Below are 14,655 nucleotides of genomic sequence, written 5' to 3'. Positions count from 1 at the left end.
GAGCGTCGTATGAACATGATCGTCACCCCCGCATCGCCTGCCACCCCGAACGGCACCACGCGTCCGCAGGTCCGCATCGTCATCGTCGGCCATGTCGACCACGGCAAGTCGACGCTGGTCGGTCGCCTGCTGCACGAGACCGGCAGCCTGCCCGACGGCAAGCTCGACATGCTCAAGGCCGTCAGCGCGCGGCGCGGCATGCCGTTCGAATGGTCGTTCCTGCTCGACGCGCTCCAGACCGAGCGCGACCAGGGCATCACCATCGACACCACGCAGATCCGCTTCCGCACCAATTCACGCGACATCGTGCTGATCGATGCACCCGGCCACGCCGAATTCCTGCGCAACATGATCACCGGCGCCTCGCAGGCCGACGGCGCGGTGCTGATCATCGACGCGCTCGAAGGCGTGCGCGACCAGACGAGACGGCACGGCTATCTCCTGCATCTGCTCGGCGTGAAGCAGGTCGCGGTCGTCGTCAACAAGATGGACCGCGTCGACTTCTCCGCCGAACGCTTCAGGGAGATCAGCGACGAGATCTCGGCGCATCTGCAAGGCCTCGGTGTGAAGCCCACGGCCGTGATCCCGATTTCCGCCCGCGACGGCGACGGCGTCGCCGAGCGGACCGACCGCATCGGCTGGTACAAGGGTCCGACCGTGGTCGAAGCCCTCGACAGGCTCGAGCCGGCGCGGCCGCTGGAAGCGCTGGCGCTGCGCCTGCCGGTGCAGGCGATCTACAAGTTCGACGACCGCCGCATCGTCGCGGGCCGGATCGAATCCGGCAGCCTGGTTGCCGGCGACGAAATCGTGATCATGCCCGCCGGCAAGATCGCCAGGATCAAGACGGTCGAGAGCTGGCCGGTGACGCCGGTCGCGGGCCGCCAGGGTGCGGGCCGCTCGGTCGGCATCACGCTCGACCGCGAGCTGTTCCTCGAACGCGGCGATATCATCGCGCATACCAACAGCGCGCCGCGCGAGACCCGGCGGCTGCGCGCGCGGATCTTCTGGCTGCACGACAAGCCGCTGGGCAAGGGCGACCAGCTCCTGGTTCGCTGCGGACCGAAGGAAAGCCGCGCCACCGTCGTCGCGATCGAGAAGGCGGTTGATCCGGGCGAGCTGTCGAGCGTCGAGAACAAGGCAATCGGGCGCAATCATGTCGGCGAGATCGACATTTCCCTTTCGAATCCGATTGCCACCGACCCCTACACGGAAAATCCGCGCACCGGCCGTCTGGTGATCGAGGTGTCCGGGCGCATCGCCGGCGGCGGTCTCGTGCTGTCGGTCGACGCCGGCCAGCGCGCCGTGCCCGTCGACATCGTGCCGGTGGAGTCCGCGCTGCGGCCCGACGAGCGCTCCGCGCGCTATCGTCACAACGGCGCCGTGGTCTGGCTCACCGGCCTCCCCGCCTCCGGCAAGTCGACTCTCGCAAAAGCGCTGGAGCGGCGGCTGTTCAGCAATGGCGGCTCGCCGATCCTGCTCGACGGCGACACGCTGCGCGCCGGGCTCAACAGCGATCTCGGCTTCTCGGCCGCCGATCGCAGCGAGAACATCCGCCGTCTCGCCGAAGTCGCGACGCATCTCGCCCGTAACGGCCACATCGCCATTGTCGCCGCTGTCTCGCCCGCCCGCGAGGACCGCGCCACCGCGCGCCGCATCGCCGACACTTCGTTCCGCGAGATCCACGTCGCGACGCCTGCGGAAATTTGCGAGGAGCGCGACCCCAAGGGTCACTACAAGAAGGCCCGCGCCGGCACGCTCGCGTCGTTCACCGGCATCCTCAACGACTACGAGCGGCCCGAGGCCGCCGAGCTCGTGATCGACACCTCGACGCGGACGGTCGCCGAAGCCGCGGACGAGATCGAACAGATGCTCAAGACGACCGGCGTGCTGTTCGACGAACTCGTGGACCTCGCCGCGAATATTTGAGCCGGCTCAGCTTGAGGGAGCCCACGCGCCGCCACATCATCGGTGTCGTCCTGGCGAAGGCCAGGACCCATACCGCGTGATCTATCCGTTAGGCACGGTCGAAGTACCGGACGACGAGTGTTCGCCAAACCCCTCCCTGGGGTAATGGGTCCTGGCCTTCGCCAGGACGACACTAGCGGCGCCACTCGCCTTGACATTTTGACAACTTTTGGGGGCCTTCTCACGGCCCCGATTTTGGGGCTAATAAGACCCTGAAAGCCGCTCCTTGGAGCGCATTTTGCTGCTGTCGGGTCAAAAGCAGCCAAAAACAGCCATTTCCAACGAGAAAGCCCATCATGAAACGCGTCGACGCCCACGGATTGAAGATCGCTCCCGTCCTGTTCGATTTCATCGCCAAGGAAGCGGCCCCGAAGACGGGGATCGCGCCGGATGCGTTCTGGGCCGGGCTCGCCGCCATCATCAAGGAGCTGGGGCCGAAGAACCGCGCGCTGCTGGCGGTGCGCGACACGTTGCAGGCCAAGATCGACGACTGGCACCGCGCCAACAAGGGCAAGGCGTTCGACCTCAATGCCTATACTGCCTTCCTGAAGGAGATCGGCTATCTCGTCCCGGAGCCGGCGACGCAGAAGGTCGAGACCGCCAATGTGGACGAGGAGATCGGCAAGATCTGCGGCCCACAGCTGGTCGTGCCCCTGACCAATGCACGCTACGCGCTGAACGCGGCGAATGCGCGCTGGGGCTCGCTCTATGACGCCTTCTACGGCACCGACGCGATCCCGCACGATCCATCCGAGAGCGGCAAAGGCTACAACAAGGCGCGCGGCGACAAGGTGATCGCAAAAGCGAAAGCCTTCCTCGATGCCGCCGTGCCGCTGGCGACCGGCAGTCACACCGACGTCACCGCCTATAGCGTGGTCGCGGGCCAGCTCGCGGTGAAGCTGAAGAGCGGCAACGCCACCGCGCTGAAGAACGCCGCGCAATTCGCGGGCTTCCAAGGCGACGCAGCCGCACCGAGCGCGGTGCTGCTCGCCAACAACGGCCTGCATGTCGAGGTGAAGATCGACCGCACCAGCGCGATCGGCAAGGACGATCCGGCCGGCGTCGCGGATATGGTCATGGAATCCGCGGTCTCAACCATTCTCGACATGGAAGACTCGGTCGCGGCCGTCGATGCCGAAGACAAGGTGCTGGTCTATCGCAACACGCTCGGCCTGATGAACGGCACGCTGTCGGCCGATTTCGAGAAGGGCGGCAAGACGCTGACGCGCTCGCTCAATGCCGACCGCAGCTACAAGACGCCTGACGGCAAGGGCGAGGTCAAGCTGCACGGCCGCAGCCTGCTACTGATGCGCAATTGCGGTCACCACATGTTCACCGACGCGGTGCTGGACGACAAGGGCGAGGAGATTCCGGAAGGCTTGCTCGACGCCGCCGTCTCCGGGCTTCTTGCCGTCCATGACTTGAAAGGCAATTCCAAGGTCAAGAACAGCCGCACCGGCTCGGCCTATATCGTCAAGCCGAAGATGCACGGCCCCGACGAGGTGTCACTGACCTGCGAGATCTTCGATCGCGTCGAGAAGATGCTGTCGCTGCCCGAGAACACGCTCAAGGTCGGCATCATGGACGAGGAGCGGCGCACCACCGTCAACCTCAAGGCCTGCATCCAGCGCGCCTCCAAGCGCATCATGTTCATCAACACCGGCTTCCTCGACCGTACCGGCGACGAGATCCACACCTCGATGGAAGCGGGTCCGATGATCCGCAAGAACGAGATGAAGGCGCAGCCCTGGATCAAGTCCTATGAGGACTGGAACGTCGACATGGGCCTGACCTGTGGCCTGCCCGGCCATGCCCAGATCGGCAAGGGCATGTGGGCCGCGCCCGACAAGATGGCGGACATGCTTGCGCAGAAGCTCGCCCATCCGCAGGCCGGTGCCACCACCGCCTGGGTGCCCTCGCCCACGGCGGCGACGCTGCACGCGCTGCACTACCACCAGGTCAACGTCACCGCGCGCCAGCAGGAACTCACCAAGGGCGGCCCGCGGGCAAAGCTCGAAGACATCCTCACCATCCCGGTGTCGAAGTCGAACTGGGCTCCCGACGACGTCAAGCAGGAGATCGACAACAACTGCCAAGGCATTCTGGGCTATGTCGTGCGCTGGATCGACCAGGGCGTCGGCTGCTCCAAGGTGCCTGACATCCACGACGTCGGCCTGATGGAAGACCGTGCCACCTTGCGCATCTCCAGCCAGCACCTCGCCAACTGGCTGCACCAGGGCGTCATCACCGAGGCGCAGGTGATGGAATCGCTCAAGCGCATGGCGCTCGTCGTCGACAAGCAGAATGCGGGCGATCCCGTCTACAAGCCGATGGCGCCCGCCTTCGACGGCACAGCCTTCAAGGCGGCTAGCGACCTCATCTTCAAGGGCCGCGAGCAGCCGAACGGCTACACCGAATACATCCTCACCGCCCGCCGCCGCGAGGCCAAAGCGGCGGGGTAGGCCCGAATAAGCGAGCACCAGAAGCCCCGGCTCGCGCCGGGGCTTTTTTGTTGGAGCAGTAGCGCGGCTAGAACACTGCCAGATATTTCAGCAGCGACACGATCCCGATGATGATGACGACAACGCGCGCGATTTGCTTGGCGCGGCCGTCCATCGGCAGCATGTTGATGAGGTAAAGTACGAGAATGACGACGAGAAAGGTGACGAGGACGCCGACCAACATTGCTAGGACCCCCATTAGACCAGTTGCTGACGCTTCTTAACGCACAACTCTCGCGCCGGTTCCATCGACGCAACCCTCTGCAACTTCTAGTAATTCCGTACTTCTACCGTCAGCCGGCCTGCCTAAAACTTTACCCTTTTCCTTTCAGATGCAGTCACCGTTTGGGCCCTGAGCCACAAACGGCATGCGATTGCCTGGTCTTGCGTGCGCCCAGTTTTCCGATGTTGCCGGGGCGATTTCACGCACTTTGTAATGGGAATTGGGGGACTTCGATGCTGAATCGTCTGACCGTATCCGCGCTGCTGAAGGCGGTGATCGCGATCACGTCGGTCTGCGTGGTGATCGCACTCTCGCTCACCGCCTACGAGTCCTGGGATCGCCTGAAGACCGCCAACCGCATCTCGCAGATCGCCGACACGTCCGCCGATCTGTTCAAGGCGATGCACAATCTGCGCACCGACCGCTCGACTACGGTCCGCCTCCTGAACGCGACCGAGCCGATGGACGGCGAGATTGAGAAATATCTGCGCGCCCTGCGCGATGCCCAAATGCCCGCCATGGCGCGCGCGATCGAGCTGCTGCCGGCCATGGACTTTCCGCAATCGGGCACGCTGGTGCCGGAGCTCGCGCGCCTCTACAAGCTGCTGATCGAAGAGCAGAAGCAGTTCTGGGAGGATGTGGCCAAGCCAAAGGACCAGCGCCGCGCCGGCCTGCCCAAGGAATACATGGAGACGACGCAGGGACTTCTCGACACGCTCGACAAGCTCTCGAACACGCTCGCCGCCACCGTCAATCACCTGGACGCCGCGATCGACCAGCTGCTGTCGATCAAGCAGAACGCCTGGCTGCTCCGCAACACCGCAGGCGAGGCGTCGCTGATCGTCTCGACCGGGCTTGCCGCCGGCAAGATCACGCCGGAAGGCCGCTACGCCTATACCCAACATGTCGGCGGCACGAGCGCGATGTGGAAGGCGCTGGAGTTGTCGACGTCCGGCATGCAGTTGCCGGCGGGGCTCGCCTCCGCGATGGCCTCCGCCAAGACCTCCTATTTCGAGCCGCAATATCTGGCCTTGCGCGACCGTCTCGCGGACGCGCTGGTCAAGGGTGAGAAGCCCGAGATGACGGCGAACCAATGGAGCCCGCTCACGGTCGGCCGCATGGCGAGCGCGGTCGCAGTAGCAGAAGGTGCGCTCGATGCTGCCAAGATCCACACGCAGGAGCAGCGCGGCGCCGCAGAGCGCGCACTGTTCGTGCAGCTTACGCTACTGGCGCTCGCCGTGGGGCTTGCCGTCGGCGCGATCATGCTGGTCAGCCGCCGCGTCATCACTCCGCTCAACACCATCCGGGACGCCATGCTGAAGGTCGCCGGCGGCGACCTTGCCGTCGATAGCGGCTATCTCGATCGCAACGACGAGATCGGCGCGCTTGCCGGCGCGCTGGAGACTTTCAAGCAGCAGGCCAACGAGAAGCTCACGATCGAGGCGCAGGAGCGCGAACGCAATGCGGGCGCCTCGGCGCGCCAGCGCGCGGTCGAGGCCTATGTCGGCGAGTTCGAGGGCGCGGTGCGCAAGACGCTCGGCGAATTGAGCGAAGCCTCCGGCGAAATGCGCAAGACCTCGGGCGATCTCTCCGCGGTGTCGCGGCAGACCAACGACCGCGTGCAGGTCGCAGGCAAGGCCTCCAACGACGCCTCCATGAGCGTCGACAGCGTTGCCGCCGCCGCGGAAGAGCTCAGCGCCTCGATCAACGACATCAGCCAGCAGGCCGCGCATGCCGCAGGCATCGCCAGCCGCGCCGTGACCCAGGCGCGCGAGACCGACGGCACGGTGCAGGGACTTCAGAAGTCGGCCGGCCGAATCGGCGAGGTCGTCGGGCTGATCAACACCATTGCTCAACAGACCAATTTGCTCGCGCTCAACGCCACGATCGAGGCGGCCCGCGCCGGGGAAGCGGGGCGGGGCTTTGCCGTGGTCGCCTCCGAGGTGAAGTCGCTGGCGAGCCAGACGGCCAAGGCGACCGAGGAGATCTCCGAGCAGATCGCCGACATCCAGAAGGTCGCGGGCGACGCCATCAGCGCGATCCAGACCATCGGCGGCATCATCGGCGAAGTGAACGAGGTTGCGACCGCAATCGCCGCCGCCGTGCAGGAGCAGGGGGCGGCCACGCAAGAGATCACCCGCAGCACCCAGTTTGCGGCGCAGGGCACCAAGAACGTCTCGGACAACATCACCGGCGTCAAATCCGATGCTGACGCTGCTGCCGCCGCCGCCGACAACGTGAAGCACGCCTCCGAGATGCTGGAGAGCCAGAGCCGCCAGCTCGGCCATGAGGTCAGCGACTTCCTCGGCAAGATCCGCGCAGCGTAGCGTAGGCCGTTAAAGAGAGAGCCGCGCCCACACCTTCAACGTCGTCCTGGCTTTCGCCAGGACGACGTTGAGGGCTACTCCTTCGCCACTACCGGCACTTGGCGGAATCTTGCGCGCACCGAATCCGGCAGCGGCGAGAAATTCATCGCGACACCGCGGCGGTCGTTGGCATTGCGGCTGGCGACCACCAGACCGTCGGCGCCCGCGACGATGTCGCCCTTGCGCAAGGTGGGATCGTCGTCGACCTTGACCTGAGCGAGCCCGACCGGATCCTTGCCGTTGCAGGTGCAGCCTGCGACAATCTCATTGCGATAGCGGAACGCGTTGGGCAGGTCGGAATAGGATTTCCCCTTGTCCGTGGTCGCGTCCTCGATGTTGCCGCCATAGACCAGTGAGGTCTCCGAGGCCGGGCAGAAGCTCTTGCAGGATTGCGCCTTGCTCTCGGAATCATTTCCCTGCGCCGGGAAATAACGTCCGTCGCAGCCGCGCACGCAATAGGCCGTGCCGCCGCCATAGGAGGCCCGCTGGCGCGGCGTGTCGTAGCGCGGAGCGTCATCGGTCTGGAACGGCATGCGGATCTCGGGCGCCGCCCGCCCGCGAAAGCCGCCGAATAGCGCCGAGAAAAAGTCCTCCGCATGGGCCGGTGGCGTCAGCGCGAGGCCGAAGGAGGCAACGGCGACCAATGCCGCCGCGCCCCCGGCGAGTTTGCCGATCGAACGTCTCTTCATGTGACCTCACTCGACCCTTAGTTCACGGCCGAATTCGAAATGTTCAGCGCCTGACGGCCCGAGGGCAGCGCCGTCACTGCCGGACGCTTGCGCACGGAATCCCCGCCTTTGGCCATCAGCGGCGCGTTTTTGGGCAGCACAACGACCTTGGCACCGACATTGACGCGGCCGAACAGGTCGGTGACGTCCTCGTTGGTCATGCGGATGCAGCCGGACGAAACGAACTTGCCGATCGTGGTGGGATCGTTGGTGCCATGGATGCGGTATTCGCTCGATCCGAGATACATCGCACGGGCGCCGAGCGGATTGCCGGGGCCACCAGCGACGAAGCGAGGCAGATAGGGTTGGCGCGCGATCATCTCAGCCGGCGGATGCCAGTCCGGCCACTCCGCCTTCCGGCTGACGCTCTGCACGCCCGACCAGGTGAAACCCTCGCGCCCGACACCGACGCCATAACGGATGGCGCGGCCCTGGCCGAGCACGTAATAGAGATAAGTATTGTTGGTATCGATGACGATGGTACCGGCCGGCTCGCTGCGGTCGAAGCTGACAATCTGCTTGCGCAGGCGATCGGGCAGCGCGGCATCCTCGTCGGAGGCCTGCGCGTTCGGGCTTGCATAGCCTTGGTTCGCATAGCCTTGGTTTGCATAACCCTGCGAATAGCCTTGGTCCTGCGGGTAAGCCTGATCCTGCGGATAGGTGTAGCCCAGCGTCTGTGCGCTTGCGGCGCCGAACGGCACTGCCAGCAAGGCGGTTGCGAACGCGAACGCGGTGATGCGGCGCGGCGATAAGCGGCGTCGGACTGCAGAGAACTTTGTCATGTGCTGCCCCGTTGGATGCCCGCATCTGGGTGATGCGCTGGTTCGATCAACGCGGCCGAGCCGATACAAGTTCCGTGGAGCGATGCAGCAGCGACGTCACAGTCAAGCGAGCGTCTCTTCACGAAGCCGCGATGGAACCCGCAGGGCGCTTGGACGTTCTCCTCTCGTCATGGGCGCGCGGACCGAAGCCTCCGTGCCGGAGAGGTATTGTGCGCGTCCTTCCCAGTGAACGTATGACTTCCGGAAACGGCGAAGGCACTCCGCTTCCTGAGAGCCACGGCGAGCTCCCGCCGGTGATCCGCCGCACCGAGCTCGTCGCCTTCTCGCTCGCCGGACTGCTCCTCATCGCCATCGTCGCGGTGCTCTATGTCGGCAAGGCGTTCTTCCTGCCGGTCGTGATGGCGTTCGTTACCGGCACGATGCTCTCGCCGGCGGCGACCTTCCTTGAGAAGCAGAAAGTGCCGCGCGGGCTCGCCGCCGCCTTGATCGTGCTCGCGGTGACCGCCGTGGTCGGCTTCATCGTCGCGCTGATCGCCTCGCCAGCGATGGAATGGAGCTCGCGCCTGCCCGAACTCGGCGCGCAGTTGAAAGACAAGGTCCACGTGTTCGACCGGCCGCTGGCGCTGTGGCGAGAGCTGCAGATGATGCTCGGCGGCTCGGAGGGATTGCCAAGCTTCCAGATGCCGAAATTCGATTGGGTGCAGCCGACGATCGAATTCCTGTCACCGACGTTTACCGAATTCCTGCTGTTCTTCGTCACCCTGATCCTGTTCATCGCCAGTTGGCGGGACCTGCGACGTGCGATGATCATGACCTTCAGCGATCACGAAGCACGGCTGCGTACGCTACGCATCCTCAACGAGATCGAGGTCCATCTCGGCAACTACCTCTTGACCGTGACCCTCATCAATGTCGGCGTCGGCGTCGCCGCAGGCATCGTCTGCGCCCTCACCGGAATGCCCAATCCGGCTGGCCTCGGCGCGCTCGCGGCCACCCTCAATTTCATTCCGATCATCGGACCGGTGGCCATGTTCGCCATTCTGGTCGTGGTGGGACTGGTCACCTTCCCGACCGTCAGCGGCGGCCTGATGGCGGCGCTCGCCTTTGGCGGCATCACCTTCCTGGAGGGACATTTCGTCACGCCGACCATCATCGGCCGGCGGCTGGCGCTCAATGCGCTTGCGGTGCTGCTGGCGCTGGCGTTCTGGACCTGGCTGTGGGGCCCGATGGGTGCGTTCCTGTCGTCGCCGCTGCTGATCGTCGCCCTGATCCTGAAGGAGCATCTGTTGCCGCAGGATTCGCCGCAGCTCCCGCAGGACTGATCGGTTTCCGTGAACGGAACTTACGCGACGACGAAACGTTTCCCGGCTGTCTCAATCGTCAACAGCTCGGAGCCCCCCGATGTCCGCCACCAATGCCGAAGCCGGGATGAGAGACTGGACCGACAAAGCCACCCGAGAACGCCTCGAGAAGGATGTAGCAGCCGTGAAAAGCGATATCGCCGCCCTCACCGATCAGATCACCGACGCGCTCAATACTTTTGCCAACTCCTCCAGCAAGCAGGCCCGCCGCGGCTATAGCCAGGCGCGCGAGAACGTGGATTCCGCGATCGACGACATGTCGGAGCGCGGCAGCGCGATGATGGGCGCGGCACAGGAGGCCTACGGCTCGATCGAGGAGACGCTGGAGGACGCGATCACGCAGCGGCCGCTCGCGACCGTCGGGCTCGCGCTGGGCATCGGCTTCCTGATCGGCGCGGTCTGGCGCCGCTGAGATCGCGAACGGGTATTAAGACGGTGGCGCAGCGGCGCCGCCGGTGCCGGCTTGTGGGGATCTGAGGAGCAAGGCCATGTTTCAGCGCATCATCGACGGGATCAGCGCATCCACCGGCACCACTGTGCGGCTGACATCGCTGGCAGCAGGCGCGGCGTTCGCACTCTTCATCACAACGTGCTTCCTGTGCGCGGCGGCGTTCATTTCTGTGCTCAACAAATATGGTCCGGTGCAGGCCTGCCTCGCCGGTGCAGGCATCTTCTTTCTGCTGACCCTGACCGCAGCGGTGAGCTATTGGGTCTACAAACGGCAGCTGCGCAAGCAAGCTCATATCGCAGCCGAGCGCGCCACGAAGTCGGCGGCCTCGAGCATGCTCGCAGACCCGATGCTGCTCGCCACCGGACTCCAGATCGTTCGCGCCATCGGGATCAAGCGGCTGTTGCCGATCCTGGCGATCGGCGGCGTCGCCCTCGGAATCATGGCGAGCCGCGCCGGCGTACCCGACGAGGCATCGGCTGAACCTGCCGAGTAGCGGCTAGCGCGCGTTAGAAAATTTCGTCATAGGTCCCGCAAGCGCATCTTTCGGAATTCGACACCCGCGGGCGCCGCGCCAAATTTGCGTCGCCCGACGCGAATGTCCCTACTCACGCAAACGCTACTCGGATAGGCAGGCGGTTGCCGCTAAAAGCAGCGCCCCTGATTCCAAAAGTCATTTTTTCGATGAAACCGTCTGTCCAGGCGAACCTCGCCGCATTCCATCACGACCCCCGGCTCTATTTGACGCTCGGCATCGCCAACTGGTCGGTTTTCGTCGACCACATCCCGAACAACGTGGTCAATTTGCTGACGCTGCGCAACTTCGGCTTCAGCGGCGCCGCAGACTTGTTCGTGTTCGTGGTGGGCTATGGCGTCGCGATCATTCACGGCAGGATAGCGCTTGAGCGCGGCTACGTTGTCGCGGCGACGCGCATCTTTCGCCGCGTGTGGCGGCTGTATGCCGCCTATGTCGTGCTGTTCGTGATCTATATCGACACCATCGCCTATGTCGCCTCGCAATCGATGGCGCCCGAAATCATCCACGAATACAACATATCGGGAATTCTCGAACACCCGCTGCGCATCCTGGTGCGTGGCCTCGTGCTCCAGGAGGAGCCGCTGAATCTCGATCTGTTACAGCTGATGATCCCACTGATGGCCTTCTTTCCGTTCGCGCTGTGGGGGCTGTTGCGGCGGCCGAACCTGACGCTGGCTGCATCGGTCGCGCTGTACGTCGCCGCGCGCTGGTTCGAATGGAATTTCCGGGTCTATCCGGACCAGGAGTGGACCTTCAACCCATACTGCTGGCAGATGCTGATGGTGCTGGGCGCCTGGTTCGCCGTGACCGGTGCGTCGAGCCGCGCGCTGCATGGCCTGCCCTGGCTACGCGTGCTTGCGGGCGCCTATCTCGTATCCGCGATGGCGATCACGCTGATGCGCCACTCGCCGGCGCTTGCCGCCTACTTGCCGAACATCGTGCTCGACAACATCACGCCGACCGACAAGGAAAACCTCGCGCCCTATCGCGTGGTCCACTTCCTCGCGCTCGCTTTCATCGCGACACATCTCGTCCCGGCCAATCATCCCGGCCTGCAATGGAGATCGCTACGGGTGGTCATCCGATGCGGCGAAGAATGGCTCGCGGTGTTCTGCGTCGGCGTATTCCTGTCCCTCGCCGGCCATCTCATCCTGATCACCGGCGCCAATTTGGTGGTGATGCAGATCGCCGTGAGTCTGGCCGGCTTCGCGGCGATGGCCGCGGTCGCATACTACATCGCCTGGTCGAAGCGGCAGGACCTGCCGGCGGCCTTGCGGCAACAGGCCTAGCCCGGCACCGTCCGATTCCGCTAGGCCGGCCATCGCGGCTGGGCTAAGCGGAGCGGCAGCGGATTGCGCGAGGAGGCCGGGCGTGGTGATGGCGAATGGCGGGGGTGAGGGAGCCGACAGCGCGCCCCGGCGCGGCCGGCCGAGGTCGATCGAGACCACCAACGCCATTCTCCAAAGCGCCTATGCGCTGATGGCCACCACCGGCCTTGCCGCCACCACCATCGACGCGATCGCGCGCCACTCCAGCGTCTCCAAGATGACGATCTACAAATGGTGGCCGTCCCGCGAAGCCTTGCTGATCGACGCCTTCCTTCACCATGCCGCGCAGATGCTGCCGCTGCCGCCTGCAAGCTCGGGCAGCCCCGCCGCGCGCGCACGCCGCCATGCCGCCGCCTATGCCGAAGCGCTCCAGGGCGAGTTCGGCAAGGTCCAGCTCGCCGTCATCTCCGAATGCATCTCCAAGACCGGCTCCGCCGAGCTGTTCTACGCCCGCTATTTGCAATTCCGCCGCGACGCGCTGGTCGAAATGATCGCCGTCGGCCAAAACGACGGCAGCATTCTGGCGGAAGCACCGCCCGAAGATCTCTACGACGCGATCTATGGCAGCCTGTTCTACCGCTACGTCTTCGGCATCCCGCCGATCACACCGGCCTACGCGCGCAATCTGGTTGACCTCGTGCTGCGGCCGAAGAGCTAACCTGGAATCACCGCGCGGGCCGGATCGGTGCCGACAGCTTGTCGGTGCGGTCGCGCTCGGTCATGTCCTCGACGGTCTCCATCGGCGCGGTCAGCTCGTAGACATAGGAAACGTCGGTGAAATAGCGCTTGGCGGTGCCGCCGAGCGCCTCGGGCGCGACGCGGTCGAGCAGGATCAGGCCGAAGTCGGAATCGGGGCGGCGCGTCGCTTCGCTGGTGTTGAACTCCTCCCAGCGGAAATAGAAGACCTCGCCGGCGCCCTCGTTCGTCACCGTCCAATTGGCCGTGATGTGCGGATGCTTGCCGACCAGCGACAGGCCTTCGTCGGAGTGCGAGGCGAGCTCGAAGAACAGCAGCGAGAGGCTCTGCGCCGCGCGCGCGCTGACTGCGATATCAGGACCGGTAACGGCGATGCGGTCGGCATGCGGAATGGCGCGCGCCTCGAAGAGGCCCTTCAGCTTGACACCCTGCCACTGGCTCTCGCTGAGCAGCGAGACGACGTTGGACATGGCGTGGATGCGGCCGATCAGCAGCTCGCGCGCGACATCGATGTCGGAGCCATGGCGCAGCGTGCGGGTCACGATCGACTGGATCACCGCCAGGATGTTTTTGACCCGATGGTTGAGCTCGTCGATGACAGCCGTCAGCCGGCGCTCGAAGCCGATTCTGACCTGGATTTCCCGGCTGAGCCGCAAATTGTTGTAGGCGACATAGCCGAACAGGCCGCACACCATCGCGGTGATCGCAAGGCCGATCGCCGCCACGATGATCGCAGTCTGCTCGGCGCGGCGCGCCGAATTGGTCTTGGCGTAATAGCCGAGCTGCCAGTCGCGACCACCGAAGCTCACCGTGCGCGTCGCCGATGGCGCCGGCCCATCGGCCGCCGTCGTGCGGGCCGAGACCACGCCTTGATCGTTGGCGACGAGCTCGCCACCCTCCCGGCGCGGATCCTTCAGCGCGACCGCGAACAACGACATGTCGTCATTGGTCAGCATCAGGGAAGAGAGCTCGTAGGAAAATGTGATGAAGCCCGCCGGCTCCGTCGCGCCCTCGGGGATAACGGGAGCGGCCACAATGATGCCGATCGGCCCGTCGCCACGCAGGAGAGCAACCGGTTCTGAGGCAACCGACCTCTTCTCCACTCTGGCGCGCGCCAGCATGGCGCCGCGCACCTGGTCCTGGTCGTAACTCCGGCCGGGCAGCCCCTTGGTCTCATTGCTGCGCGGCTCGAGATCCATCAGCACGTCGATGGGCTGGGTAACACCCGCCGGATCGATCGGCTTGTCGTCATAGGTGCGGATTCTCGGATTGGGGAAGCCGGCGCTCGCGATGGCGGCCTGTGCTGCGGCAAGCTCGTTCGGCTTCAGGCGGGCGACCCACCCCGCCACCACGAAATCGGTCTTGAAGGCGTAGATGGCCGAGCGCAGCGGCTCGAGCATGTTGGGCTTGAGTACCGACGGCGCCCGGAACAGGCCGGAGGCAACCCGCGCGAGCAGTTCGCGCTCGGTGAGCCGGTCCTGGACAAGGCTTGCATGGACGTCGATCGCGCGCGCCAGCGCGATCCGGTCCAGCGCCAGCTCCTGGTCGTGGACGCGATAAGCCGCGAGCCCGGAGAGCAGGGCTCCGAGCAGAGCAATGAAGCCGATGATGAAACCCAGCCTGACCACGCGACTACTCAGGCGAAAGCAGGAGGTCGGCAATAAACACGGAGCATATGGACGCCGCTCGAACGGGCACGTGCCGAAACAGGGTGAACCC

General features: G+C 65.0%; 12 protein-coding genes. 8 read left to right on the top strand and 4 right to left on the bottom strand.

The window, feature by feature from the left end:
* Nucleotides 1–9 precede the first annotated feature (9 nt).
* Complete coding sequence (cysC, locus tag AC0L3U_RS14020; protein ID WP_473362144.1) at nucleotides 10–1,926, top strand: adenylyl-sulfate kinase; 1,917 nt, start codon at nucleotides 10–12, stop codon at nucleotides 1,924–1,926.
* Between the two features lie 335 nt (nucleotides 1,927–2,261).
* Nucleotides 2,262–4,427, top strand: coding sequence for a malate synthase G (locus AC0L3U_RS14015; protein ID WP_473362143.1), 2,166 nt, complete (start codon nucleotides 2,262–2,264; stop codon nucleotides 4,425–4,427).
* Nucleotides 4,428–4,494: 67 nt separating this feature from the next.
* On the opposite strand, the gene AC0L3U_RS14010 is transcribed toward AC0L3U_RS14015, so the two are convergent.
* On the bottom strand, nucleotides 4,495–4,650 hold the full coding sequence (locus AC0L3U_RS14010) for a Thivi_2564 family membrane protein (RefSeq protein WP_007599832.1): 156 nt from the start codon (nucleotides 4,648–4,650) through the stop codon (nucleotides 4,495–4,497).
* A 272-nt stretch (nucleotides 4,651–4,922) separates the two neighbouring features.
* Here AC0L3U_RS14010 and AC0L3U_RS14005 point away from each other — a divergent pair, with 272 nt between their 5' ends.
* Nucleotides 4,923–7,016, top strand: coding sequence for a methyl-accepting chemotaxis protein (locus tag AC0L3U_RS14005; RefSeq protein WP_473362142.1), 2,094 nt, complete (start codon nucleotides 4,923–4,925; stop codon nucleotides 7,014–7,016).
* 74 nt (nucleotides 7,017–7,090) lie between these two features.
* Here AC0L3U_RS14005 and AC0L3U_RS14000 read toward each other — a convergent pair whose 3' ends face one another.
* Both AC0L3U_RS14000 and AC0L3U_RS13995 read right to left on the bottom strand, forming a co-directional pair.
* Nucleotides 7,091–7,744: a DUF2865 domain-containing protein gene (locus tag AC0L3U_RS14000; RefSeq protein WP_473362141.1), complete on the bottom strand. Its 654-nt coding sequence runs from the start codon at nucleotides 7,742–7,744 to the stop codon at nucleotides 7,091–7,093.
* A 17-nt stretch (nucleotides 7,745–7,761) separates the two neighbouring features.
* Nucleotides 7,762–8,565 (bottom strand): L,D-transpeptidase, encoded by an 804-nt coding sequence (locus AC0L3U_RS13995; RefSeq protein WP_473362140.1) that lies wholly within the window; start codon nucleotides 8,563–8,565, stop codon nucleotides 7,762–7,764.
* Between the two features lie 209 nt (nucleotides 8,566–8,774).
* Here AC0L3U_RS13995 and AC0L3U_RS13990 point away from each other — a divergent pair, with 209 nt between their 5' ends.
* The 5 genes from AC0L3U_RS13990 (at nucleotide 8,775) to AC0L3U_RS13970 (ending at nucleotide 12,898) form a co-directional block, all read left to right on the top strand.
* Complete coding sequence (locus tag AC0L3U_RS13990; RefSeq protein WP_473347390.1) at nucleotides 8,775–9,887, top strand: AI-2E family transporter; 1,113 nt, start codon at nucleotides 8,775–8,777, stop codon at nucleotides 9,885–9,887.
* A gap of 79 nt (nucleotides 9,888–9,966) precedes the next feature.
* Complete coding sequence (locus AC0L3U_RS13985; RefSeq protein WP_027570222.1) at nucleotides 9,967–10,338, top strand: ElaB/YgaM/YqjD family protein; 372 nt, start codon at nucleotides 9,967–9,969, stop codon at nucleotides 10,336–10,338.
* A 76-nt stretch (nucleotides 10,339–10,414) separates the two neighbouring features.
* Nucleotides 10,415–10,870, top strand: coding sequence for a hypothetical protein (locus AC0L3U_RS13980; protein ID WP_354063005.1), 456 nt, complete (start codon nucleotides 10,415–10,417; stop codon nucleotides 10,868–10,870).
* A gap of 188 nt (nucleotides 10,871–11,058) precedes the next feature.
* Nucleotides 11,059–12,201 carry an OpgC domain-containing protein gene (locus AC0L3U_RS13975; RefSeq protein ID WP_473362139.1) on the top strand — a complete coding sequence of 381 codons (1,143 nt, stop codon included), beginning with the start codon at nucleotides 11,059–11,061 and terminating at the stop codon, nucleotides 12,199–12,201.
* Between the two features lie 88 nt (nucleotides 12,202–12,289).
* The gene (locus tag AC0L3U_RS13970) at nucleotides 12,290–12,898 is read left to right on the top strand and encodes a TetR/AcrR family transcriptional regulator (RefSeq protein ID WP_473362199.1); all 609 of its coding nucleotides are present in this window, start codon (nucleotides 12,290–12,292) and stop codon (nucleotides 12,896–12,898) included.
* Nucleotides 12,899–12,905: 7 nt separating this feature from the next.
* Here AC0L3U_RS13970 and AC0L3U_RS13965 read toward each other — a convergent pair whose 3' ends face one another.
* Nucleotides 12,906–14,564 carry a CHASE domain-containing protein gene (locus AC0L3U_RS13965; protein WP_473362138.1) on the bottom strand — a complete coding sequence of 553 codons (1,659 nt, stop codon included), beginning with the start codon at nucleotides 14,562–14,564 and terminating at the stop codon, nucleotides 12,906–12,908.
* Nucleotides 14,565–14,655: the final 91 nt, after the last annotated feature.

The sequence above is a fragment of the Bradyrhizobium sp. Kon69 genome, from assembly GCF_055807515.1.
Note: the sequence above shows the minus strand (reverse complement) of the source record. Positions and strands in the feature narration are given on the sequence as shown.

What these genes read in the sequence shown, in the direction of transcription:
- AC0L3U_RS14000 (WP_473362141.1), bottom strand. Translation starts at nt 7,744, where the DNA reads ATGAAGAGACGTTCGATCGGCAAACTCGCCGGGGGCGCGGCGGCATTG.
- AC0L3U_RS14015 (WP_473362143.1), top strand. Translation starts at nt 2,262, where the DNA reads ATGAAACGCGTCGACGCCCACGGATTGAAGATCGCTCCCGTCCTGTTC.
- cysC (WP_473362144.1), top strand. Translation starts at nt 10, where the DNA reads ATGAACATGATCGTCACCCCCGCATCGCCTGCCACCCCGAACGGCACC.
- AC0L3U_RS13995 (WP_473362140.1), bottom strand. Translation starts at nt 8,565, where the DNA reads ATGACAAAGTTCTCTGCAGTCCGACGCCGCTTATCGCCGCGCCGCATC.
- AC0L3U_RS13970 (WP_473362199.1), top strand. Translation starts at nt 12,290, where the DNA reads ATGGCGAATGGCGGGGGTGAGGGAGCCGACAGCGCGCCCCGGCGCGGC.
- AC0L3U_RS13985 (WP_027570222.1), top strand. Translation starts at nt 9,967, where the DNA reads ATGTCCGCCACCAATGCCGAAGCCGGGATGAGAGACTGGACCGACAAA.
- AC0L3U_RS14005 (WP_473362142.1), top strand. Translation starts at nt 4,923, where the DNA reads ATGCTGAATCGTCTGACCGTATCCGCGCTGCTGAAGGCGGTGATCGCG.
- AC0L3U_RS13980 (WP_354063005.1), top strand. Translation starts at nt 10,415, where the DNA reads ATGTTTCAGCGCATCATCGACGGGATCAGCGCATCCACCGGCACCACT.
- AC0L3U_RS13975 (WP_473362139.1), top strand. Translation starts at nt 11,059, where the DNA reads ATGAAACCGTCTGTCCAGGCGAACCTCGCCGCATTCCATCACGACCCC.
- AC0L3U_RS14010 (WP_007599832.1), bottom strand. Translation starts at nt 4,650, where the DNA reads ATGTTGGTCGGCGTCCTCGTCACCTTTCTCGTCGTCATTCTCGTACTT.